Raw genomic sequence first — 22,487 nt, 5'->3', positions numbered from 1 at the left:
TACGCTCCATTGCGTCGAAGATGGCGGGTCTATCAGGGAATACCAGAAAGCTTCATTCTTGCGTGCTACAATGTTGGGTTCCCAAAAGTGCGCTTTGGGCTTGTCGTGGTTGGTATCAGTAAGTCGTAACCGGCATAAGCAAGCGGCGCACTCCAACTGTCTCCAGGTTTCCTATGACCCGCGCCCTACGCAACATCGCCATCATTGCTCACGTCGACCACGGCAAGACCACGCTCGTCGACCAGCTCCTCCGTCAGACCGCCACCTTCCGTGACAACCAGCAAGTCGCCGAGCGCGTGATGGACTCGAACGACATCGAAAAGGAACGTGGCATCACGATCCTGTCGAAGAACTGCGCGGTTGAATACGAAGGCACGCACATCAACATCGTCGACACCCCGGGGCACGCCGACTTCGGCGGCGAAGTGGAGCGCGTGCTGTCGATGGTCGACTCGGTGCTGCTGCTGGTCGACGCCGTCGAAGGCCCGATGCCGCAAACGCGCTTCGTGACCAAGAAGGCGCTGGCGCTCGGGCTGAAGCCGATCGTCGTGATCAACAAGGTGGATCGCCCGGGTGCGCGGATCGACTGGGTGATCAACCAGACTTTTGACCTGTTCGACAAGCTGGGCGCAACCGACGAGCAGCTCGACTTCCCGATCGTCTACGCATCGGGTCTGAACGGCTACGCTGGCTTGACGCCGGACGTGCGCGAAGGCGACATGCGTCCGTTGTTCGAAGCCGTGCTCAAGCACGTGCCGGTGCGCGCGGCCGATCCGGACGCGCCCCTGCAACTGCAGATCACATCGCTAGATTACTCGTCGTACGTCGGTCGTATCGGCGTGGGCCGCATCACGCGTGGCCGTATCAAGCCGGGCATGGCGGTTGCCGTGCGTTCGGGCCCGGATGGCGCGATCCTGAACCGCAAGATCAATCAGGTGCTGTCGTTCAAGGGCCTCGAGCGCGTCCAGGTCGACTCGGCCGAAGCCGGCGACATCGTGCTGATCAACGGTATTGAAGAAATCGGCATCGGCGTGACCATCTGCGCACCGGAACAGCCGGACGCGCTGCCGATGATCACCGTCGACGAACCCACGCTGACGATGAACTTCCTCGTTAATTCGTCGCCGCTGGCTGGCCGCGAAGGCAAGTTCGTCACGAGCCGTCAGATCCGTGACCGCCTGATGAAGGAGCTGAACCACAACGTCGCGCTGCGCGTGAAGGAAACCGGCGACGAAACCACCTTCGAAGTGGCGGGCCGCGGTGAACTGCACCTGACCATTCTCGTTGAAAACATGCGTCGCGAAGGCTACGAGCTGGCCGTGTCGCGTCCGCGCGTGGTGATGCAGGAAATCGACGGCGTGAAGCACGAGCCGTACGAAAACCTGACCGTCGACATGGAAGACGGCCACCAGGGCGGCGTGATGGAAGAGTTGGGTCGCCGCAAGGGTGAAATGCTCGACATGGCGTCGGACGGCCGCGGCCGTACGCGTCTCGAGTACCGTATTTCGGCGCGTGGCCTGATCGGCTTCCAGTCGGAGTTCCTGACGCTCACGCGCGGCACGGGCCTGATGAGCCACACGTTCGACTCGTACCAGCCGGTCAAGGAAGGCGCGGTGGGCGAGCGCCGCAACGGCGTGCTGATTTCGCAGGACGACGGCGCGGCAGTCGCGTACGCACTGTGGAAGCTGCAGGATCGCGGCCGTATGTTCGTGTCGCCGGGCGAGCCGTTGTATGAAGGCATGATCATCGGCATCCACAGCCGCGACAACGACCTGGTCGTGAACCCGATCAAGGGCAAGCAGTTGACCAACGTGCGTTCGTCGGGTACCGACGAAGCAGTGCGCCTCGTGCCGCCGATCCAGATGTCGCTGGAATACGCGGTCGAATTCATCGACGACGACGAACTGGTCGAAGTCACGCCGCAATCGATCCGACTGCGCAAGCGCTATCTGAAGGAACACGAGCGCCGTAGCGCAAGCCGCAAGGGCGCGGTGGACTAAACAGGCCTCGGCCTGTGCCGGTTCGCAGCGATTCTTTGCTGCGCGGCGTTGAAGACGAAAGCCACCTTCGGGTGGCTTTCGTCATTTTCGCGCTTGGGAACAAGGCGTGTTGCATGCGGTTGTTGCAGCTCATCGACTATTCGTCCCCGTTTCCGCAGAACACTATTGCGCGCTGCGAAATGAGTCCTGCGATCGGTCGTGAAAGCCCGCCGCGGCGGGCTTGGGCGACAATCCGTCTGCTATCTGCGCCATTCGTTCTGTGATATGCTCCCCGGGTGCAAAGTTTTAGGTCCTTCCAAGCAAGACTTGATTCGCGCAATCCGCTAAACGGTCAGGCCGTGTCGCGGAAGGTTCTGTAACCCGCTATTTCTCGAGAAACTCGAAGAAAGGTGAGCGTAAAAATGATGAAGCAATTCCAGTCGAACTCTTATCTGTTCGGCGGCAATGCTCCGTACGTAGAAGAAATGTACGAAGCGTATCTCGATAATCCGGCGTCAGTGCCCGAGAACTGGCGCAGCTATTTCGACGCGTTGCAGAACGTTCCTGCATCGGATGGCAGCAATGCCAACGACGTGGCCCATGGCCCGATCGTCGAATCGTTTGCTCAACGGGCCAAGGCCAATGCCTTCATCCCTCGCACGGCTGCTGGCGGCGAAGATCTCGCAACCGCCCGCAAGCAGGTTTATGTACAGTCCCTCATCGGCGCATATCGCTTCCTCGGCTCGCAATGGGCCAATCTCGATCCTCTGAAGCGCCGCGAACGTCCCGCTATTCCCGAACTTGAACCCGCGTTCTACGACTTCACCGAAGCCGACATGGACCAGGAGTTCAGCGCAACGAATCTGTATTTCGGATTCGAGCGTGCGTCGCTGCGCGAGATCGTCAAGGCATTGCGCGATACGTACTGCGGCACGATCGGCGCCGAGTACATGTACATCAGCGATCCGGAACAGAAGCGCTGGTGGAAGGAGAAGCTCGAGTCGATCCGTTCGACACCGAACTTCACCAAAGAAAAGAAGAAGCACATCCTGAATCGCCTGACGGCCGCTGAAGGCCTCGAGCGGTTCCTGCACACGAAGTATGTCGGCCAGAAGCGCTTCTCGCTCGAAGGCGGCGAAAGCTTCATCGCGTCGATGGACGAAGTCGTGCGTCACGGCGGCGCCAACGGCGTTCAGGAAATCGTCATCGGCATGGCTCACCGTGGCCGTCTGAACGTGCTGGTCAATACGCTCGGCAAGATGCCGGCCGACCTGTTTGCCGAATTCGAAGGCAAGCACGTCGACGACCTGCCGGCCGGCGACGTGAAGTACCACAAGGGTTTCTCGTCGGACGTTTCGACCGAAGGCGGGCCGGTTCACCTGTCGCTCGCGTTCAACCCGTCGCATCTCGAAATCGTCAACCCGGTGGTCGAAGGTTCGGCGAAGGCCCGTATGGACCGTCGCGGTGACGACAGCGGGCTGCAAGTGCTGCCGGTGCAGATCCACGGCGACGCGGCTTTCGCGGGCCAAGGCGTCGTGATGGAAACGCTGAACCTCGCGCAAACGCGCGGTTACGGCACGCACGGCACGCTGCACATCGTCATCAACAACCAGATCGGCTTCACGACGTCGGACCCGCGCGACTCGCGCTCCACGTTGTACTGCTCGGACGTCGTCAAGATGATCGAAGCGCCGGTGCTGCACGTGAACGGCGACGATCCTGAAGCGGTCGTTCTGGCGACGCAACTGGCGATCGACTTCCGGATGCAGTTCCACAAGGACGTCGTCGTCGACATCGTCTGCTTCCGCAAGCTGGGTCACAACGAGCAGGACACGCCGGCGGTCACGCAGCCGCTGATGTACAAGACGATTGCGAAGCACCCGGGCACGCGCGCGCTGTACGCTGAAAAGCTGGTGCAACAGGGCGTGATCACCGCGGAAGAAGGCGACGAGTTCGTCAAGGCTTACCGCAAGGCGATGGACGAAGGCCATCACACCATCGACCCGGTGCTCTCGAACTACAAGAGCAAGTACGCGGTCGACTGGGTGCCGTTCCTGAACCGCAAGTGGACCGATGCAGCCGACACGGCCGTGCCGCTCGCCGAACTGAAGCGCCTCGCTGAGCGCGTCACCACGATCCCGGAAAACTTCAAGGTTCACCCGCTGGTCGAGCGCGTCATCAACGACCGTCGCGCGATGGGCCGTGGCGAAGCGAAGCTCGACTGGGGCATGGGCGAACACCTGGCATTCGCGTCGCTGGTCGCATCGGGCTATGCAGTGCGGCTGACCGGTCAGGACTCGGGCCGCGGCACGTTCACGCACCGTCACGCGGTGCTGCACGATCAGAACCGCGAACGTTGGAATGACGGTACCTATGTGCCGCTGCAGAACATCGCCGAAGGTCAGGCGAAGTTCACGGTGATCGACTCGGTGCTGTCCGAAGAAGCGGTGCTGGGCTTCGAATACGGCTACTCGACCGCTGAACCGAATACGTTCGTCGCATGGGAGGCGCAGTTCGGCGACTTCGTGAACGGCGCGCAAGTCGTGATCGACCAGTTCATCTCGTCGGGCGAAGTGAAGTGGGGCCGCGTGTCGGGTCTCACGATGCTGCTGCCGCACGGCTACGAAGGCCAGGGTCCGGAGCACTCGTCGGCGCGTATCGAGCGTTTCCTGCAACTGTGCGCAGACCACAACATGCAGGTCGTTCAGCCGACCACGCCGGCGCAGATTTTCCACCTGCTGCGCCGTCAGATGATCCGCCTGTTCCGCAAGCCGCTGATCGTCGCGACGCCGAAGTCGCTGCTGCGTCACAAGGAAGCCGTGTCGGATCTGTCGGAACTGGCGAAGGGTTCGTTCCAGCCGGTGCTCGGCGAAACCGACGAGACCATCGACGCGAAGAAGGTCAAGCGCGTGATCGTCTGCTCGGGCCGCGTGTACTACGACCTGCTCGCGCATCGCCGCGAATCGAAGTCGAACGACGCCGCGATCGTCCGTATCGAACAGCTCTATCCGTTCGCGCATAAGCAGTTCGAAGCGGAAATCAAGAAGTACGACAACGCGACCGAAGTGGTCTGGGTGCAGGACGAGCCGCAGAATCAGGGCCCGTGGTTCTACATCGAGCACCACCTGAAGGAAGGCATGAAGGAAGGGCAGAAGCTGGCGTACAGCGGCCGTCCGGCTTCGGCCTCGCCGGCAGTCGGCTACTACGCGAAGCACTACGAGCAGCAGAAGGCGCTGGTGGAAGGTGCTTTCGGCCGCCTCAAGAGCGCGTCGATCGCTAAATAAGAGAACAGACGAACCGGGAAGGCGCGCTGCGCTTTCCCGTACCGCGTCTGGTGATCCAGTGAAGGTTCATCCGCGGTCATGGTTCGCAGGCGGTCGTCGTTCCCCGCGCCGTCACCCGATACGTATTCAGGATATTCATAATGGCTATTGTTGAAGTCAAGGTTCCCCAGCTTTCCGAGTCGGTCTCGGAAGCCACGATGCTGCAGTGGAAGAAGAAGCCCGGCGAGGCTGTTGCTGTCGACGAAATTCTCATCGAAATCGAGACCGACAAGGTCGTGCTCGAAGTGCCGGCACCCTCGGCCGGCGTGCTCGCGCAAATCATCTCGAACGACGGCGACATTGTCGTCGCCGATCAGGTGATCGCGAAGATCGACACGGAAGGCACCGCAAGCGCCGCAGCTGTCGAAGCAGAAGTCAAACCGGCTCCGGTTGCCGCTGCGGCCGCCGCACCGGCGCCGGCTGCGCAAGCCGCTGCCGCCGCGGGTTCGAACACCGCTGCTTCGCCGGCTGCCGGTAAGCTGATGGCGGAGAAGGGCCTGTCGTCGGGCGACGTCGCCGGCACCGGCCGCGATGGCCGCATCACCAAGGGCGACGTGTTGACTGCGGGCGCCCCGGCTGCCAAGGCAGCACCCGCACCGGCTGCCGCACCGAAGGCTGCGAAGCCGTCGCTGCCGGACGTCAAGGCGCCGGCATCGGGCGACCAGTGGCTGAAGGACCGCCCGGAACAACGCGTGCCGATGTCGCGTCTGCGCGCGCGTATCGCCGAGCGTCTGCTCGAGTCGCAGCAAACCAACGCCATCCTGACCACGTTCAACGAAGTGAACATGGCACCGGTGATGGACCTGCGCAACAAGTACAAGGACAAGTTCGAGAAGGAACATGGCGTGAAGCTCGGCTTCATGTCGTTCTTCGTGAAGGCGGCGGTTCACGCGCTGAAGAAGTTCCCGCTGGTGAACGCGTCGATCGACGGTAACGACATCGTCTATCACGGCTACTTCGACATCGGTATCGCTGTCGGATCGCCGCGTGGTCTGGTGGTGCCGATCCTGCGCAACGCGGATCAACTGAGCCTTGCCGACATCGAGAAGAAGATCGCCGAATTCGGCCAGAAGGCCAAGGACGGCAAGCTGTCGATCGAAGAAATGACCGGCGGTACGTTCTCGATCTCGAACGGCGGTGTGTTCGGCTCGATGCTGTCGACCCCGATCATCAACCCGCCGCAATCCGCCATTCTGGGCGTGCACGCGACGAAGGAACGCGCTGTGGTCGAAAACGGCCAGATCGTGATCCGCCCGATGAACTACCTGGCGCTGTCGTACGACCACCGCATCATCGACGGCCGCGAAGCGGTGCTGTCGCTGGTCGCGATGAAGGACGCGCTGGAAGATCCGGCCCGCCTGCTGCTCGACCTGTAATCGCCGTCCCGGCGTTGCCGGCTTGTTCGCCTGGGTTGATATCGGGCAAGCCGGCGCCATCTGAGCAGTACGTCTTTAGCATTCCGCAGTACAGGAACGGCACGCGCCACGAAACGTGGCCGCGCGCCGTTCCGTTATCGAAAGGATTGTCATGTCCAAAGAATTTGACGTCGTCGTGATCGGCGCAGGCCCTGGCGGTTATATCGCCGCCATCCGCGCAGCGCAGCTCGGCAAGACCGTCGCATGTATCGAAAAGTGGAAGAACCCGGCTGGCGCGTTGAAGCTCGGCGGCACTTGCCTGAACGTGGGTTGCATTCCGTCGAAGGCGCTGCTTGCGTCGTCGGAAGAGTTTGAAAACGCATCGCATCACCTCGCGGACCACGGCATTTCCGTGGAAAACGTCAAGGTCGATATCTCGAAGATGATGGCCCGCAAGGACGGCATCGTCGAGAAGATGACCAAGGGCATCGAATTCCTGTTCCGCAAGAACAAGATCACGTGGCTCAAGGGCCACGGCAAGTTCACCGGCAAGACGGACGCCGGTGTGCAGATCGAAGTGAGCGGCGAAGGCGAAACCGAAGTGGTCACGGCGAAGAACGTGATCATCGCGACGGGTTCGAAGGCGCGCCATCTGCCGAACATTCCGGTCGACAACAAGATCGTCTCCGACAACGAAGGCGCACTGGCTTTCGACACGGCTCCCAAGAAGCTGGCCGTGATCGGCGCCGGCGTGATCGGTCTGGAACTGGGTTCGGTGTGGCGCCGTCTGGGCGCGGAAGTGACCGTGCTCGAAGCGCTGCCGGAATTCCTCGGCGCGGCTGACCAGGCGCTCGCGAAAGAAGCGGCCAAGCAGTTCAAGAAGCAGGGTCTCGACATCCAGGTCGGCGTGAAGGTCGGCGAAGTGACGACGACCGACAAGAGCGTGTCGATCGCCTACACGGACAAGGACGGCAACGCGAAGACGCTCGAAGCGGACCGCCTGATCGTGTCGATCGGCCGCGTGCCGAACACCGACAACCTCGGTCTCGAAGCGATCGGCCTGAAGGCCAACGAGCGCGGCTTCATCGACGTCGACGACCACTGCGCGACGGCGGTGCCGAACGTGTACGCGATCGGCGACGTGGTGCGTGGTCCGATGCTCGCGCACAAGGCCGAAGATGAAGGCGTGCTGGTCGCCGAGATCATCGACGGTCAGAAGCCGCACATCGACTACAACTGCATTCCGTGGGTGATCTACACCGAACCGGAAATCGCGTGGGTCGGCAAGACGGAGCAGCAACTGAAGGCGGAAGGCCGCGAAGTCAAGACGGGCCAGTTCCCGTTCATGGCGAACGGCCGCGCACTGGGCATCAACAAGGCGGATGGTTTCGTCAAGATGATCGCCGATGCGAAGACCGACGAACTGCTCGGCGTGCACATCATCTCGGCAAACGCATCGGACCTGATCGCGGAAGCCGTGGTGGCGATGGAATTCAAGGCGGCGTCGGAAGATCTCGGCCGCATTTGCCATCCGCACCCGTCGCTGTCGGAAGTCATGCGCGAAGCGGCGCTGGCCGTCGACAAGCGCGCGCTGAACATGTAATCACGCGCACGCCTGACTGAACGCACTCTGGCATCACCACAAAGGCGGGCGGGTTCAATCCCTCCCGCCTTTCTTTTTGCAGCAACACCATGAACGTCACCGAATACTACGAAAAAGAACTGCAGACGCGCGGATATCAATCGGACCCGGCGCAACGCGCGGCGGTCGACCGGCTGCAGCGGTGTTATGAAGAGTGGGTCGAGTACAAATCGCGCCGCTCGAATGCGTTCAAGAAACTGATCAATCGTCCTGACCTGCCGCGCGGCGTGTACATGTGGGGCGGCGTCGGGCGTGGCAAGAGCTTCCTGATGGACAGCTTCTACATGATCGTGCCGCTGCATCGCAAAACACGTCTGCATTTCCACGAGTTCATGCGCGAAGTGCATCGCGAGCTGGAAGATCTGAAGGGCATGGCCGATCCGCTCGACGAACTCGCGCGCCGGATCGCCAAGCGCTACCGCCTGATCTGCTTCGACGAATTCCACGTGTCGGACATCGCCGACGCGATGATCCTGTACCGTCTGCTCGACAAGCTGTTCGAGAACGGCGTGCAGTTCGTGATGACGTCCAACTACGATCCGGACACGCTGTATCCGGACGGCCTGCATCGCGATCGCATGCTGCCGGCCATCGAGCTGATCAAGGAAAAACTCGACGTGATCAACGTCGATGCGGGTATCGACTATAGGCAGCGCACGCTGGCGCAGGTGGAGGTGTATCACTCGCCGCTCGGCGCCACTGCCGACAAGGCGTTGCGCGACGCGTTCGCGCGCCTCGCCGCGGTGCCCGACGAAAGCCCGCTTCTGCACATCGAGAAGCGCGAGTTGAAGGCGTTGCGCCGCGCGGACGGCGTCGTGTGGTTCGACTTCTCGACGCTATGCGGCGGCCCGCGCTCGCAGAACGATTACCTCGAACTGGCGAGCCGCTTTCACGCGGTGATCCTCTCCGGCGTACCGCAGATGTCAGCGCGCATGGCCTCGGAAGCACGCCGCTTCACGTGGCTGATCGACGTGTTTTACGACCACAAGGTCAAGCTGTTGATGTCGGCGGCGGTGCCGCCCGAGCAACTGTATGTCGATGGCCCGATGGCCAACGAATTCACGCGCACGGTGTCGCGGATTGTCGAGATGCAGTCGAAGGAGTACCTTGATACACCGAGACGGATCGTCGATACGTCGCTGACCTGAGTTGATCCTGGCCGGGCGGTCGCGCGAAGCAGGGGGGCGGTCAAGTTAAGGCGTGAGCAATATAAATCGGCCTGCTCACACGTTGTGTTTTCAAGATTCAGATTGATCCGATGTTGCCCGTGCGAGCAATTGGTTATCTTTTGTTGCTGGTCTGATAAAGGAGAAGCCATGAATCCGCACCACGATATCACTGATGAAGAATGGCAACGTGTCGCGCCGTTGCTGCCGGAACTGCGTCCGCGCTCAGAGTTGCGTGGACGGCCGCTTGCCAATACCCGCTCCGTGCTCAACGGGGTACTGTGGGTCATGTACAGCGGCGCGACCTGGTCGGCCATGCCGCGCCGCTACCCTTCGTATCAAACGTGTCATCGCCGCTTCAAGATCTGGTACGAATCCGGCGTGCTCAAGCGCGTGACGGATCAACTGCTCGGCACGGCGAGCGAAGAACTCTGCAATCTGATGGAATCGCGTATGCGCAGGCACGTGAGCGCGGCAGACAAGCACGCCGTAGGGGCCGACGCGGCTGCCGTAGCTGCCGCCGCGCCGGCCGTGTACAACCCGGCGCGAGGCAACCCGCTGCCGTCGTCGCCGTTCGCCTACACATCGCCTTTCAAACATGCCGCATGACGGCTTCCACCGGTTCCACGCAATAGAAAGAAACGGCCGCGCGATGGCACTCGCCGGCCGCTTCTTTTGCCCGCTTCTTTTGCATTCAGCCAGACGAGCGTACGAGCCAAAGTTCATCTAGCTGAAAACTCGGGCCAATTCTCCAAAACCCGGCACCCTATTGCTGACGAACCCATGTTTGGGAGCGGCCCAGCAGCGCCACGCCAATATAGCCGCGCACCACTAGTTTGTTGCCACCATCTTCCAGGTGCATCTTGCACTTGTAGAGCTTGCCGTTTTCCGGGTCGAGAATCTGTCCGTGGTCCCAGCCGTCGCCGTCCTTCTTCATGTCGCTAATGATGGTCATGCCGAGAATCGGTTGATCCTTGCGCGCGTCGGTACATGCCGTGCAGCGGCGGTCGGGCTGATCGTTCGCATTGAGACCTTTGATCACCTTGCCGCTCAACTGACCGCTGCCATCGTCGGTGATCTGCACGAGCGCTTTAGGCTGCCCGGTGTGATCGTCGATGGTCTTCCACGTGCCCACCGCCGTGTCGGTCTGCGCCATGGCCGTTGCGGCCCCGGCAAGCAGCAGCACACTGGCGAGCGCAGCGTGTCTGGCCATGCGAAGCGCGATGGCGCGAGCGCGTGGAGCGAATTGCGTCATTGTTTCCTCCTTGATAAAAGACGGCGCGATCATGGTCGCGCGGCGTTATTGGCATCTCGGGCGGTTTCGGGTGATGTCTGCCGTAATGCGTCGTCATGCCTCTCAGGTCTGACTTCGACCCGGGCGGCGATCGGCAACTCGAGGCCTGCCTGCTGGCAGGTCGCCGGCCGCATCGTCCGCGCAGAATACGTGAAAGCGGGCGCGCCGTTTGATAGGGGAGCCTCTAAACAGCGCGCGCCGCTTGCGCGGAGCGTCAATTCAACTGGTAGGAGGAGGTCGCGTTGATGCGCGGGCGGTGCGAGGCGCTTTCGACCGGCGCGTCGCCGACCGCCTTCGCCACCGACAGATCGAGGCTGTAGTACTTCGCGTCCGAAATGCGCAAGCCGAACGCAATCGACGAGAGCTTCGGCGGCGACGGTATGTCCGCGCGCAGATAGACGCGCGCCATATCGAACGAAATGTACGGCGCGAAGGTGCGCAGATAGGTGAAGCCGAGCGCGAACGCGAGATTGACTTCGAACATGGCGCCCCAGCCCGAATCGCCCGATGCTTCGCCCCGTTGATAACCTTGCGCGAACCGCTGCGCGCAGAACGAGATCTGCTCCGGGGTCGGCAGCGAAACGGCGCTGGACTGCCCGATGACCGGCACCGCTTGCCGATTTTCAGCGGCCATTCGTTGGTCTGCGAGAAGCCCGCCCGGTCTTCACGCAATTGATCGACGCCGGATTGGTGACGCTCGCGCCGGGCACGTTCGAGTCGCCCGATTTCGACGCGCCCAGAACGTCGAAGGGCTTCGACACGCTGATGCTGGCCTGGCGCATCTGCCCCTCTTACACGCGGTCAGCCGGTGCCGGCGCAGAGTGCGGCCGAGTCGTTGGTGGACCGCAGCAAATGGAATTTGGCGGAACGCAACCGCGTGCTGGCTTCCCTCGATGCGAACAGTCGCCGCCGCCAGGACACGGCGCCCTACCTGGGTATCAGCCGCAAGGTTCTGTGGGAGAAGATGCGCAAGTACCAAATTTTTGAGCAAGAGCCCGAAACGCGCAAAAGTGGGTAATAATCAGACGTTGCACTAAAACAAAAACTGTTCAAGCAGGAAATACATGGACCGAAAGTCGAAGGTACGGCAGATTGCCCTCGCCGCATTCATCGCATGGGGAGCCGCGCAAGGGGCTCAGGCTCAGGCTCAGGCAGTTGAGACCAATGGTGGGAGCGCTGCTGTCGTTCCCGAGCCGGACACGACCACCGCGTTACCGGCCACTGTGCCGGGCGGACAGGCGGAGACCACAGCACTGACCCCGGACGAAAACCGGCAGTCCGCTGCAGGCAATGTGGCAGAATTGCAGCAGATGATCCATGGGTCGGAACTCAGCGAATTGCGCACCACCTACAACGGCAGTTATGGCGCGAGCATGCTGTTTTACGGCAAGGAGATGACGTACTACATCGCGCTGTTCCAGCAGAAAAATTTCTGGCGCGTGATCAAGACACAGGACGCCGCGCGTGCCGACATGATTTACAAGGATTTCGTGCGTCAGACGGTGCAACTGTCGGACGTCGAGATTCGCCGCACACAACTCGAGGCGCAGAAGGCGTTCACGCAGCGGATGATCGCGTTGTCGCAAGACCGTGCGAGCCGCTTGCAGGCCGACCTCGAGATCGCGCGCCAGCAACAGAGCATCGTCGCGACGCAGCAGGAACAGAAGCGTGCCGAAACCACCGCGCTCGCTCAGCAGAAGCTTGCCGCGCAAGACCAGTTGCGCGCCGCGCAGCGCCAGGTGCGCGAGCTTCAGCGTCAACTGGAGAGCGGGCTGCCTTCGCATTGAGGATCGTCGGATGGGAAGGGCGGGGTGGTGATGAAGCGCCGCCTGACTCACCGGCGGGGGCGCTGACTTCGCGGTATTGATGCGGTGGGGTATTTGTCACCTGTCAGCGCCTCTTGGCGTCCTTTCCTGGTCATGCTCACGGTGTTCGTTGCACGCGCGGCGTCTGACCTTCTGAAGTAGGCGTTCCCTACGCTATCTTTGGCGAGCTTGCTGCGCGCCTCACACCTTCCTCTCCGATCATCACCGGCTTCTAATGCCGCCTCTTGCCCGTTTCCGGCGGCACCGCCTCGACCGGCGCGTGATGCGGATCTGTCAAATCGACGGCAATCGGGTCGCTCGCCGGAAAGCTTTCCTCCAGCGCTTCATCAAGACGGCGATCGGCCGACTGAGCCGACTGTGGCGTTTCCATCGGCTGAGAAATCACCTGTGATGCAATATGCTTCTTGCTGGTCATGACATGCTCCGTTGGAATAGAGTCAACTATTCAGCATAGCGCAAGCATGCACTCGACACAGAGCAGCATGGGCGTATAAACATCATTTGAAACCGCCCGGCATCGATTCGTTTTCCGCGTGTCGCCAGACAGACACCGAAGCGGCAAAACAGCAGCATCAGCCGGCCGCATGGGCCGCCATGGCAGGCATGCATCATACGAACCGGCAGCGCCCCGCTCAAGAGGGAGCAGACAGGCTCAGCCAACCACAAGGCAGCGAACGAACATGGACGGGAAAAACCTTTGCGCGCGCGGCGCCTGAGCGCCTCACGCGTCGTGGAAGCGGAGCTGGACCATCTGGATTGGGCAACGAAACAACCGGCGCTGCGCATGCTGGACGCTGTGTACTGGCGCCGTCGCGTGCGGGCGGTCAAATGCAGACTCGAGCTGACGGTGGAGCGGGTGATGCAACTGGAAAAGATTTTGCAGCGGCTCGGCTAGCTGACGTCGTAGCCGAGCGCCGCGGCGGCGGTTTATTCGTTGCCGCCGTTGTTGCCGCCGACATTGCCGGAGCTGCCGCTGCCGCCATGATTGCCGCCGCCGTGGTTGCCGCCGTCGCCACCCGTGCCGAACAGACGCCGGCGGCGTGTCACGACCACCGGAGCGTCGGCGTTGCCGCTGTTGCGATCGGACGAAGGGCGATCCGACGATGCGCCGTACGACTCGCGCGGTTCACGTGGCTCCCGATGATCGCGGGGCTCACGCGAGCCATGCGGGCCGCGCGTGGTGTGTTCGCCATGCGAGGGACGCCCCGCGCGCGGCGCCGGACGCGTGCCGGTGTCGAGCTGGATTGTCGAGATCGCGCGCTTGTAGATGCCTTGCAGGCCGACAGGCGTGCGCAGCATCACCAGGTACTGATCGAACGACTCGATGCACCCGGTCAGCCGAATGCCGTTGACAAGGTAAATCTCGACGCGCTTTCGTTCTTTGCGCGCAGCGTTCATGAAGTCGTTTTGCGGGTGCGATTCTGCGGAAGCCATGGACAATTCAGGTTAGAAAGACGGTGGTTCGCCGCAATTCTACCCTGTGTGGGGGCAGAACGCGCTGGGTGGGCGAGCTGTGTCCACTATAACGGCTTGTGCGTGCGGAAGCATGCGATAACTATTGACTGTAACGTTGAGTTACGAATCCGCTGAGCAATGGCGGAAAAAGAGGGGTGGACCGCGCCCACGGGGAATAAATCATGGGGCGCGTGCGTTTAGTTCATACATGGCAGCGTTGCATTCCGCGCGCGGCCGGCCGGCTTCCGGCAACCTTTAAAGCCGGACGCTCCTCAGGAGACTCACCATGAAGGCATCCCGCATTGTGTCCGCGTTCCTCGTGTTGCTGGCGCTGGCATTCGGTTCGCTCGCGACGAGCGGCTGCACCTCCGCGACCGACAGCAGCGCGTCGGGCAGCAGCGGCAACAGCAGCGGCGGCGGCTACTGAGCTTCGTCGCCGGGTGAATTTCGAAGCGGAAGTGATCGCGTGGCTCCCGCAGTTGCGCCGCTATGCGCGCGCGCTGACGGGCGACCGCGCCTGGGCCGACGATCTCGTTCAGGATACGGCGGAGCGAGCGCTTGCGCGCTGGTCGGCGTTCCGGCCCAACAGCAACTTGCGCGCATGGCTGCTGACCATCCTGCGGCATCTTTATATCGATCAGTTGCGCGGCCGCCGCGAAATCGCCGTCGACGACGAAAGCGCGCCGTGGCGCAATCTCGAAGCGCCGCAAGGCGAGGTCGACGGTCTGGTGCTGCGCGATCTGCAGCGCGCGCTGTATTGCCTGCCGGTCGAGCAGCGCGAAGTGCTGCTGCTGGTTTGCGTCGAAGAGCTGTCTTATCAGGAGGCGTCGAGCGCGCTCGGCGTGCCGATCGGCACGGTGATGTCGCGGCTCTCGCGCGCGCGTGAGCACCTGCGCGTGCTGTTGACGGAAGGTCCGGCTGAAGGGGCGGACAAGGGTCCGGCACGCAAGACCGTGCCGTTCAAAGTGGTGAGAAATCCGTCATGAATAACGACGACTACGATTCCGGCCTGCCCGAAGGGCTCGATCTGCGAGCGCTGTCGGCGTTAGTCGACGGCGAATTGCCGGGCGCGCAGCGCGCCGAGATCGAGGCGCAGCTGGAGCGGCATCCGCAGGCCGCCGCGCGGGTGGCCGCGTGGCGCGCGCAGAAAGCCGCGTTGCGCGCGCTGTGCGGGGCGCCGCAGCGCAGCGGCCCCAGCGAACCGCAGGCGCGCCATGAGCGGCATGAGCGCACCGGGCTTGCCGACGCCGACGAGCCTGCCTTCATCGTGGTGCGCCGCACGTCGCCGTGGTGGCAACGCGTGGGCATCGCGGCATGCTGGCTCGCGGCCGGCGCGGGGCTCGCGCTCGCGTTGGGACCGCTTGCGCCGCGCCTGACGGGCGGCGCGTGGGGCGGCCTGGGCGGGCAGCCGCCGAGCTTCGCGCAGCGTGCCGACATCGCGTACGCGGTGTACACGCCGGAGCGGCGTCATCCGGTGGAAGTCGCCGCGAGCGAAGAGGAGCATCTGATCAGCTGGCTGTCCAAACGGCTGAACCGGCCGCTGGCGGTGCCGTCGTTGCAGGAGTACGGTTACTCGCTAGTGGGCGGTCGATTGTTGCCCGGCGAAGCGGGCCCGGCCGCGCAGTTCATGTACGAGAACGGCAGCGGCGCGCGCCTCACGCTATACGTGACCGGCACCGCGCGCGACGAAACCGCGTTCCGCCTGTTGCGCGACGGCAACCGCCGCACCTTCTACTGGATCAATGACGGCATGGGCTATGCGTTGTCCGGGCAGATCGCGGAAGGCAAGCTGCGCTCGATTGCGATCGACGTGTGCAGCGCGCTCGGCGGCAAGCCGGAGGCCTGGCAGTAGCGGCCGGCACGACCGACTGCGAGAAGCGGGCGAGCGCACAACCGGCCCGCCCGCGAAAAAGACCAACCCCCGCGTCCCTCATCCGCTGGAGAAAACGCTTTGCCGCCGACTCTGCCACCGAACGTTTCCGCCGCGCAGTTCGATCGCGCGCTGGCCGGCTGGCGTGCAATCGTCGGCGATGCGCGGGTGGTGACGTCCGCAGCGGGGCTCGCCGCGTATCTCGATCCCTTCGCGCCCGGCGAGCGCGCGGCGTTCTCGGCGAGCGCCGCGCTGCTGCCCGCTTCGGTCGACGAGATTCGCGCGGTGCTGCGCATCGCCAATCAATATCGCATTCCGTTGTGGACAGTTTCGACCGGCCGCAACTTCGCCTACGGCGGCGCGGCGCCGCGTCTCGCGGGATCGGTCGTGCTCGATCTGCAGCGCCTGAACCGCATCGTCGAAGTGAACGAGACGCTCGCGTACGCGCTGGTCGAGCCGGGCGTGAGCTACTTCGATCTGTATGCGCATCTGCGCGACAAAGGCTACAGGCTGTGGGTCGACCCGCCCGCGGCCGGTTGGGGCAGCGTGGTCGGCAATACGCTCGAGCGCGGCTTCGGCTACACCGATTACGGCGACCACGCCGCGACGCAGTGTGGCATGGAAGTGGTGCTCGCCAACGGCGACGTGCTGCGCACCGGCATGGGTGGGATCGACATCGGCACAGCATGGCAGCTGTACCAGCCGGGTTACGGACCCTCGTTCGATGCAATGTTCATGCAGTCGAACTACGGCATCGTCACCAAGCTCGGGGTCTGGCTGATGCCCGCGCCGCCCGCGTATCTGCTCGGCGAAATCCAGTTTCGTCGGGAGGCCGATCTCGAAGCGATCGTGGAGATTCTGCGGCCCTTGCGGCTCGATGAAACGATCCGCAACCACGTGGTGATCGAAGGCGGCTTGCGCCGCGCGGCGAGTTTGTCGGCGCGCGCGCAGTGGTACGAAGGCGAGGGCGCGATGCCCGAGAGCGCGGTGGCCGCGATGCTCGACAAGCTGAACGTCGGCCGCTGGAATCTGCATTTCGCGCTGTACGGCACGCCCGAGCTGATCGATGCGCGCTATGCCATCGTGCAGCGCGCCTTCGCGCGCGTGCCGCAGGCGAAGTTCTTTGCCGCGCGTTATGCGGGCGACGCGCAGCCCACCGGCGGCGGCGAGCGCAACCTCGCGGGCATTCCCGCGATGACCGCCTTCCGCATGCTCGACTGGCGCGGCGGCGCGGGCGCGCACGTGGACTTTGCGCCGGTGTGTCCGGCGACCGGGCGCGACGCGTTGCGTCAATATACGATGGTCAAGGCGCGCGCCGCGGAATACGGCTTCGATTACTACGGCGGCTTCACAGCGGGCGTTCGGCATCTGCATCACATCTTCGCGGCGATCTTCGACCGCGACGACGCGAACCAGGTCGAGCAGGCCGGCGCGCTGCTGCGCTCGCTGATGAGCGATACGCGGGCGGCGGGCTATGGCCAGTACCGCGCGCATCTCGCGTACATGGATTTCGCCGCGGCCCAATACAGCTTTAACGATGGCGCGCTGCTGCGGCTGTCGGAAACGATCAAGGACGCGCTCGACCCGAACGGCATTCTCGCGCCGGGCAAGCAGGGCATCTGGCCGCAAGCATGGCGCGGGCGGCGCGGCTATACCTGACCGAGGGCGAGCGCATCTGCGCGAGCCGCCATACACACAGCGGCTGGACTCCGATATGGACCGACGCACTTTCATGATGACCGGCGCATGGTTGTCGAGCATGGCAGGCGGCGCATGGCCGTGGCTCGCGAGCGCGGCTGCGCAAAGCGGCACGCTGGCGATCGTCGACTCGACGCTCGCTTGCGGCCCGTTGTTCGCGCGATACGCGGCGCACATGAAGCTGCCGCTTTTCGACACCGGCGAGGACATCGGCGCGCTCTGGTACACGACGCTCGCGCCGCTTCTCGAGCAGAATCCGATGGGCGCGCGGCGCGCGTTGATCGGCGTGACACGCGCCTGCGACTACTTCGTGCTCAAGGAACTCGCCATCCGATCAGCGCATCTGGCCGAACCCGGTCACGCGCAGCGCGGCGGAGCGGCCACGCGGCACGCGCACGTCGCGTTCGCATTCACGCCGCGCAGCGCGCGCCGAAGTGGCACTTAGAACTTGTACGCCTTGTTCTTCGGATCGAAAGTCGCGTCGTCGAAGCTCTTCGGTGTGATCGTTTCGAAGACGATCCGCTCGAACAGGTTGCCGTCGTTGTCGTAGGACTCGACGGTGCGGAAGTACGGATGCCGAAGGTCGAGCCCGAGCGTTTCCTTCTTTGCGTAGAACTGCGGCTGGCCGGTGGGCGTTTCGAACGTGAAGGCCACCACGCGCACGCCGTCGAGCGTTTTGACTTCCACCTGGGTCGAGCGCGGCAAGCCGGCCTCGATGTATTTCTTGCCTTCGGCCAGGTATTGGCCGGCGATGTACTCGGTGCCGAGATCGCGCAACCGATGGTTCGATTGCGAGCGCGCGAGCGCGCCGTCCAGCGAGGTCCACAGCGGCATCACGTTCATGATGCCGCCGAGGTGCCCGTACATTTCGTCGCTGCGTTTGGACTCGTCGTAAAGTATTTCCTGACCAGCATGGGCGCCGTCGGGCAGCCACTTCGCGTAGATCCGCAGCGGGTCGCGCGTGAGCCGCACGAGCATGTGATCGGGCTTGTCGGGCCACTGGCCGCGAATGCGTTCCGAGCGCGACATGGTGAACTCGTACGACGGGTAGCCGTTCGGCCCTTCCTTGATATAGCGCGGCAGCGCGAGCGGATCGAGCGATTGGAACAGCGCGACCAGTTGCGCATCGTCGAGCTTCTCCAGCGCACCGCTCCGCTGGGCGGCGCGCAGCCATTTGACCTGCTGATCCAGCGTGAGCTTGCCGACCTGCGACGACGGCGTGGCAGGCGCCTTGACGGCGCTGGCGATATCGAGCGGGGGCGGCGTGTCGTCGTTCTGCGCGAACGCTGCCGGCGCCGGGGCGAGCACCGCAGCGAGCGTGACGGCCGCAATCGCCGCGCGTGTCACAAACTTGCGCGACTGCACCGCACACGAAGACGCGGCGCTGCACCGCGCAAGCGTCGCCATCCTCCCGAGGCGCGTGAAGGCCGAAGGGCGGCATGAGCGTGCGGGCAGGCGGTGCGTCATGAATCTCTCCGTAATGTCGCGCGAGGCTCACGCAAGGCCCGCGCGAGGCCACCCAAGCGCGCGCCGGTCGCGCGAAAGCGCATTGCCTGTCAGGCAGGCGTTTGCTTCGCGAGTTCCTCATCGCGCAGCGCGCGACGCAGAATCTTGCCGACGTTGGTTTGCGGCAGCTCGTCGCGGAATTCGACCAGCTTCGGCACCTTGTAGCCGGTCAGATTCTTGCGGCAATGCGCGATCACCTGTTCGGCGGTCAGCGACGGATTGCGCCTGACGACGAACACCTTCACCCGTTCACCCTGCGCCGCGTCGGGCACGCCGATTGCGGCCACATCGCGCACATCCGGAAGCGCGGCGATCACGTCTTCGACTTCGTTCGGATAGACGTTGAAGCCGGACACCAGGATCATGTCCTTCTTGCGGTCGATCAGACGGATGAAGCCGCGCGAGTCCATCACCCCGATGTCGCCGGTGGCGAGCCAGCCGTCGTCGTCGATCGCCCTGGCGGTTTCTTCGGGGCGGTTCCAGTAGCCTTTCATCACCTGCGGTCCCTTCACGCACAGCTCGCCCGCTTCGCCGATGCTGGCCCAGCTGCCGTCGTCCTTTCTGAAGCGCACGTGCGTGGACGGCGCGGGCAAGCCGATCGAGCCTTCGAAGTCGCGCATGTTGTTCAGATCGACCGGATTCATCGTCACGATCGGCGAGCACTCGGTGAGCCCGTAGCCTTCGATGATCGGTTTGCCGGTCACGGCCTTGAAGCGGTCGGCCACCGCTTTTTGCGTGGCCATGCCGCCCGCCATCGCGAGCTTGAGGTTCGAGAAGTCGCGCTTGCGGAATTCTTCGTTGTCGAGGAACGCGTTGTAGAGCGTGTTGACGGCGGTCATGCCCGTGAATGTCTCGTGACGGATGATCATCATCACGCGCTTCATGTCGCGCGGATTGGCGATCAGGATGTTGCGCCCGCCGAGTCCCATGAAAATCAGCGCATTCACGGTCAGCGAGTAGATGTGATAGAGCGGCAGCAGCGTGAGCACCGTTTCGATGGCGCCGTTCAACTGATGCTCGGACCACGCCTTCGCCTGCAACAGATTGGCGATCATATTCCTGTGCGTGAGCATCGCGCCTTTCGCGACCCCGGTGGTGCCGCCGGTGTACTGCAGGAACGCGATGTCCTCGTGCGTGGCGCGCACCGGCGTCAACGGCCGCGAGTAGCCGCTCGAGAGCGCATCGAGCAGCGGCACCGCCTGCGGCAGGCGGTATGCGGGCACCATCTTCTTCACGTGCCGCAACATGAAGTTGAGCAGACGCCCCTTCAGATTCAGGCCGTCGGCGAGCAGGTCGCCGAGACCCGTCACGATCACGTTCTTCACCTTGGTGCCGGGCAGCGCGTCTTCGACGGTCTTCGCGAAGTTCTCGAACACGATGATGGTTTGCGCGCCACTGTCCTTCAGCTGATGCGCGAGTTCGCGCACCGTGTAGAGCGGATTCACGTTGACCACCACCGCGCCGGCCTTCAGCACGCCGAACAACGACACCGGGTACTGGAACGTGTTCGGCAGCATGATCGCGACGCGCTCGCCGGGCTTCACGCCGATACTTTGCAGATACGCGGCGAACGCGGTGGCCTTGCGGCCCAGTTCGCCGTACGTCAGATTCGCGCCGACGCTTACGTACGCGACCCGCTCGCGGAACCGCGCGATGCATTCGTCGAAGAACTGCACGAGCGACGCATATTGCGTGACGTCGATGTCGTGCGGCACTTCCGCCGGATAGGACGCGTACCAGATGCCGTCGGTGTTGGGCGCGGCGTGCGCGGCGGCGTTCGGCGTCACATCCGGCGTGTGCGCGGCCGATGCCGATGCGGATGCTTCGCCCGCGGCGTGCGCCGCTGCCGCGGGCCCGGCGGCGGACGGAAGAGCGGCTTGAGTAGGCTGGGTCATGGGTCGTCTCCTGAAGCCGTAGCTTCATCTGTTTGTGTGCTGGTTTCGTGGCCAGTCATCGAAGCAAGCTAAACACGCGGTCGGCAGCGAGTGAAGCGGAATGCGCCGTAAATCAATGCAGAAACGTCCGCATGGTTCAGCGTTCGAGAATCGCGACCACCCCTTGGCCGCCCGCCGCGCAGATCGAGATCAGCCCGCGCGCGGTGCCGGCCGGTTTGTCGAGCTGCGCAAGCAGCTTCGCGAGGCCGGCGACGATGCGCCCGCCCGTCGCCGCGAACGGATGACCGGTGGCGAGCGAGCTGCCGTTCACGTTCAGTTTCGTCCGGTCGAGCGCGCCGAGCGGGCCGGTGAGGCCCAACTGCGTGCGGCAATACTCGTCATCCTGCCACGCCGCGAGCGTGCATAACACCTGCGCGGCGAAAGCTTCGTGGATTTCGTAGAAATCGAAGTCCTGCAGCGTGAGACCCGCGCGCGCCAGCATGCGCGGCACCGCATAGACGGGCGCCATCAGCAGGCCTTCTTTATTGTCGAAAAAATCGACGGCAGCCGTCTCCGACCAGCTCAGATACGCGAGTACCGGCAGCCCGCGGCGAGCCGCCCAGTCCTCGCTCGCGAGCAGCACGGCGGAGGCGCCGTCGGTGAGCGGTGTCGAGTTGCCGGCGGTCAGCGTGCCGGCGTCGCGATCGAACGCGGGCTTCATGCTCGCGAGCTTTTCGAGCGTCAGATCGGCGCGCAGGTTGTTGTCGCGCGCGAGGCCGCGGTACGGCGTCATGAGATCGTTGACGAAGCCGCACGCGTACGCTTCGCCGAGCTTGCGATGGCTCTCGTAGGCAAGCACGTCCTGCGCTTCGCGCGAAATGTTCCAGCGTTTGGCCATCAGTTCGCAGTGCTCGCCCATCGACAGTCCCGTGCGTGGCTCGCCGTTGCGCGGCAGCAGCGGCTTGAAGAACATGCCGGGGCGCAACTTCGCCAACGCGCCTACGCGCTGGCCTGCGCTCCTGCCGCGGTTCGCTTCGAGCAGGATCTTGCGCATTTTTTCGTTGACGCCGATCGGCGCATCGGACGTCGTGTCGACGCCGCCCGCGATGCCCGCGTCGATCTGCCCGAGCGCGATCTTGTTGGCGACGAGAATCGCCGCTTCGAGGCCGGTGCCGCAAGCCTGCTGCACGTCGTAAGCGGGCGTTTCCTTCGCGAGTGTCGTGGACAGCACCGCTTCGCGCGTCAGATTGAAGTCGCGCGAATGCTTGATCACCGCGCCCGCCACGACTTCGCCCAGACGCTCACCGTGCAGTTCGTAGCGGTCGATCAGCCCTTGCAGCGTGAAGGTCAGCATGTCCTGATTCGACGCGGTCGCGTACGCGGTATTCGAGCGGGCAAACGGAATCCGGTTGCCCCCGACGATGGCGACGCGGCGCACGGCGGCTAGCGGGTTGGACATGCTCGGCTCCTTCGGGTCGTGTTCTGGTTATCGAGTAATG

Annotated in this window: 19 protein-coding genes and 2 pseudogenes; 14 read left to right on the top strand and 7 right to left on the bottom strand. The window is 63.5% G+C overall.

The features are described from left to right. The first annotated feature begins 173 nt into the window (after positions 1–173). From typA to HV770_RS02050, 6 genes are all read left to right on the top strand, one after another. Positions 174–2,000, top strand: a complete 1,827-nt coding sequence (gene typA / locus HV770_RS02075) for a translational GTPase TypA (protein ID WP_175157852.1) — start codon at positions 174–176, stop codon at positions 1,998–2,000. A 401-nt stretch (positions 2,001–2,401) separates the two neighbouring features. Then, complete coding sequence (locus HV770_RS02070; RefSeq protein WP_175157851.1) at positions 2,402–5,263, top strand: 2-oxoglutarate dehydrogenase E1 component; 2,862 nt, start codon at positions 2,402–2,404, stop codon at positions 5,261–5,263. A 140-nt stretch (positions 5,264–5,403) separates the two neighbouring features. Beyond that, positions 5,404–6,678, top strand: coding sequence for a 2-oxoglutarate dehydrogenase complex dihydrolipoyllysine-residue succinyltransferase (gene odhB, locus HV770_RS02065; protein ID WP_175157850.1), 1,275 nt, complete (start codon positions 5,404–5,406; stop codon positions 6,676–6,678). Between the two features lie 151 nt (positions 6,679–6,829). Beyond that, positions 6,830–8,260, top strand: coding sequence for a dihydrolipoyl dehydrogenase (gene lpdA / locus HV770_RS02060; RefSeq protein WP_175157849.1), 1,431 nt, complete (start codon positions 6,830–6,832; stop codon positions 8,258–8,260). A gap of 89 nt (positions 8,261–8,349) precedes the next feature. Next, complete coding sequence (gene zapE, locus HV770_RS02055) at positions 8,350–9,447, top strand: cell division protein ZapE (protein ID WP_121318601.1); 1,098 nt, start codon at positions 8,350–8,352, stop codon at positions 9,445–9,447. Positions 9,448–9,615: 168 nt separating this feature from the next. After that, positions 9,616–10,074: a transposase gene (locus HV770_RS02050; protein WP_175157848.1), complete on the top strand. Its 459-nt coding sequence runs from the start codon at positions 9,616–9,618 to the stop codon at positions 10,072–10,074. A 157-nt stretch (positions 10,075–10,231) separates the two neighbouring features. On the opposite strand, the gene HV770_RS02045 is transcribed toward HV770_RS02050, so the two are convergent. Both HV770_RS02045 and HV770_RS02040 read right to left on the bottom strand, forming a co-directional pair. After that, positions 10,232–10,720: a DUF2147 domain-containing protein gene (locus tag HV770_RS02045; RefSeq protein ID WP_175158028.1), complete on the bottom strand. Its 489-nt coding sequence runs from the start codon at positions 10,718–10,720 to the stop codon at positions 10,232–10,234. Between the two features lie 253 nt (positions 10,721–10,973). Further along, a pseudogene (locus tag HV770_RS02040) lies at positions 10,974–11,544 on the bottom strand (ShlB/FhaC/HecB family hemolysin secretion/activation protein); the annotation flags it as partial. A gap of 17 nt (positions 11,545–11,561) precedes the next feature. Between HV770_RS02040 and HV770_RS02035 the strand changes: the two are divergent. Next, positions 11,562–11,777 (top strand): annotated as a pseudogene (locus tag HV770_RS02035) (helix-turn-helix domain-containing protein); the annotation flags it as partial. A gap of 46 nt (positions 11,778–11,823) precedes the next feature. Then, positions 11,824–12,546 (top strand): DUF2968 domain-containing protein, encoded by a 723-nt coding sequence (locus HV770_RS02030; protein WP_175157847.1) that lies wholly within the window; start codon positions 11,824–11,826, stop codon positions 12,544–12,546. 250 nt (positions 12,547–12,796) lie between these two features. On the opposite strand, the gene HV770_RS02025 is transcribed toward HV770_RS02030, so the two are convergent. Next, positions 12,797–13,000: a hypothetical protein gene (locus HV770_RS02025; protein ID WP_175157846.1), complete on the bottom strand. Its 204-nt coding sequence runs from the start codon at positions 12,998–13,000 to the stop codon at positions 12,797–12,799. A gap of 282 nt (positions 13,001–13,282) precedes the next feature. On the opposite strand from HV770_RS02025, the gene HV770_RS02020 reads away from it, so the two are divergent. Beyond that, a complete protein-coding gene (locus HV770_RS02020; protein WP_175157845.1) occupies positions 13,283–13,480 on the top strand; it encodes a hypothetical protein in 198 nt (65 codons plus the stop codon). Between the two features lie 32 nt (positions 13,481–13,512). Here the strand turns inward: HV770_RS02020 and hfq are convergent, their stop codons facing one another. Continuing rightward, the gene (hfq, locus tag HV770_RS02015; RefSeq protein WP_175157844.1) at positions 13,513–14,019 is read right to left on the bottom strand and encodes an RNA chaperone Hfq; all 507 of its coding nucleotides are present in this window, start codon (positions 14,017–14,019) and stop codon (positions 13,513–13,515) included. A gap of 307 nt (positions 14,020–14,326) precedes the next feature. Here hfq and HV770_RS02010 point away from each other — a divergent pair, with 307 nt between their 5' ends. From HV770_RS02010 to HV770_RS01990, 5 genes are all read left to right on the top strand, one after another. Continuing rightward, entirely contained in the window at positions 14,327–14,467 is a 141-nt protein-coding gene (locus HV770_RS02010) for a hypothetical protein (RefSeq protein WP_175157843.1), read from the top strand. A 13-nt stretch (positions 14,468–14,480) separates the two neighbouring features. Beyond that, positions 14,481–15,026 carry an RNA polymerase sigma factor gene (locus HV770_RS02005; RefSeq protein ID WP_175157842.1) on the top strand — a complete coding sequence of 182 codons (546 nt, stop codon included), beginning with the start codon at positions 14,481–14,483 and terminating at the stop codon, positions 15,024–15,026. Next, positions 15,023–15,892 (top strand): anti-sigma factor family protein, encoded by an 870-nt coding sequence (locus HV770_RS02000; RefSeq protein ID WP_175157841.1) that lies wholly within the window; start codon positions 15,023–15,025, stop codon positions 15,890–15,892. Before HV770_RS02005 ends, HV770_RS02000 begins: the two co-directional genes overlap by 4 nt. 99 nt (positions 15,893–15,991) lie before the next feature. Next, complete coding sequence (locus tag HV770_RS01995) at positions 15,992–17,569, top strand: FAD-binding oxidoreductase (protein ID WP_175157840.1); 1,578 nt, start codon at positions 15,992–15,994, stop codon at positions 17,567–17,569. Positions 17,570–17,624: 55 nt separating this feature from the next. Further along, a complete protein-coding gene (locus HV770_RS01990) occupies positions 17,625–18,053 on the top strand; it encodes a hypothetical protein (RefSeq protein ID WP_175157839.1) in 429 nt (142 codons plus the stop codon). On the opposite strand, the gene HV770_RS01985 is transcribed toward HV770_RS01990, so the two are convergent. The 3 genes from HV770_RS01985 to HV770_RS01975 all read right to left on the bottom strand — a co-directional run bounded on the left by HV770_RS01985 (position 18,050) and on the right by HV770_RS01975 (position 22,447). Further along, the gene (locus HV770_RS01985; RefSeq protein WP_175157838.1) at positions 18,050–19,075 is read right to left on the bottom strand and encodes a DUF1571 domain-containing protein; all 1,026 of its coding nucleotides are present in this window, start codon (positions 19,073–19,075) and stop codon (positions 18,050–18,052) included. The two genes, HV770_RS01990 and HV770_RS01985, sit on opposite strands and share 4 nt — an antisense overlap. 89 nt (positions 19,076–19,164) lie before the next feature. Further along, positions 19,165–21,009 (bottom strand): AMP-binding protein, encoded by a 1,845-nt coding sequence (locus HV770_RS01980; protein ID WP_175157837.1) that lies wholly within the window; start codon positions 21,007–21,009, stop codon positions 19,165–19,167. A gap of 136 nt (positions 21,010–21,145) precedes the next feature. After that, complete coding sequence (locus HV770_RS01975; RefSeq protein WP_175157836.1) at positions 21,146–22,447, bottom strand: acetyl-CoA C-acetyltransferase; 1,302 nt, start codon at positions 22,445–22,447, stop codon at positions 21,146–21,148. Between the last annotated feature and the right edge of the window lie 40 nt (positions 22,448–22,487).

It is taken from the genome of Paraburkholderia fynbosensis, from assembly GCF_902859935.1.
GTDB lineage: Bacteria > Pseudomonadota > Gammaproteobacteria > Burkholderiales > Burkholderiaceae > Paraburkholderia > Paraburkholderia fynbosensis.
The sequence above is the reverse complement of the archived record's forward strand: the minus strand, read 5'-3'. Positions and strand labels throughout refer to the sequence as shown.

Excerpts from the sequence above, each read along its gene's own strand:
- typA (WP_175157852.1), top strand. The coding sequence starts at position 174 with ATGACCCGCGCCCTACGCAACATCGCCATCATTGCTCACGTCGACCAC.
- HV770_RS02070 (WP_175157851.1), top strand. The coding sequence starts at position 2,402 with ATGATGAAGCAATTCCAGTCGAACTCTTATCTGTTCGGCGGCAATGCT.
- odhB (WP_175157850.1), top strand. The coding sequence starts at position 5,404 with ATGGCTATTGTTGAAGTCAAGGTTCCCCAGCTTTCCGAGTCGGTCTCG.
- lpdA (WP_175157849.1), top strand. The coding sequence starts at position 6,830 with ATGTCCAAAGAATTTGACGTCGTCGTGATCGGCGCAGGCCCTGGCGGT.
- zapE (WP_121318601.1), top strand. The coding sequence starts at position 8,350 with ATGAACGTCACCGAATACTACGAAAAAGAACTGCAGACGCGCGGATAT.
- HV770_RS02050 (WP_175157848.1), top strand. The coding sequence starts at position 9,616 with ATGAATCCGCACCACGATATCACTGATGAAGAATGGCAACGTGTCGCG.
- HV770_RS02045 (WP_175158028.1), bottom strand. The coding sequence starts at position 10,720 with ATGACGCAATTCGCTCCACGCGCTCGCGCCATCGCGCTTCGCATGGCC.
- HV770_RS02030 (WP_175157847.1), top strand. The coding sequence starts at position 11,824 with ATGGACCGAAAGTCGAAGGTACGGCAGATTGCCCTCGCCGCATTCATC.
- HV770_RS02025 (WP_175157846.1), bottom strand. The coding sequence starts at position 13,000 with ATGACCAGCAAGAAGCATATTGCATCACAGGTGATTTCTCAGCCGATG.
- hfq (WP_175157844.1), bottom strand. The coding sequence starts at position 14,019 with ATGGCTTCCGCAGAATCGCACCCGCAAAACGACTTCATGAACGCTGCG.
- HV770_RS02010 (WP_175157843.1), top strand. The coding sequence starts at position 14,327 with ATGAAGGCATCCCGCATTGTGTCCGCGTTCCTCGTGTTGCTGGCGCTG.
- HV770_RS02000 (WP_175157841.1), top strand. The coding sequence starts at position 15,023 with ATGAATAACGACGACTACGATTCCGGCCTGCCCGAAGGGCTCGATCTG.
- HV770_RS01990 (WP_175157839.1), top strand. The coding sequence starts at position 17,625 with ATGGACCGACGCACTTTCATGATGACCGGCGCATGGTTGTCGAGCATG.
- HV770_RS01985 (WP_175157838.1), bottom strand. The coding sequence starts at position 19,075 with ATGACGCACCGCCTGCCCGCACGCTCATGCCGCCCTTCGGCCTTCACG.
- HV770_RS01980 (WP_175157837.1), bottom strand. The coding sequence starts at position 21,009 with ATGACCCAGCCTACTCAAGCCGCTCTTCCGTCCGCCGCCGGGCCCGCG.
- HV770_RS01975 (WP_175157836.1), bottom strand. The coding sequence starts at position 22,447 with ATGTCCAACCCGCTAGCCGCCGTGCGCCGCGTCGCCATCGTCGGGGGC.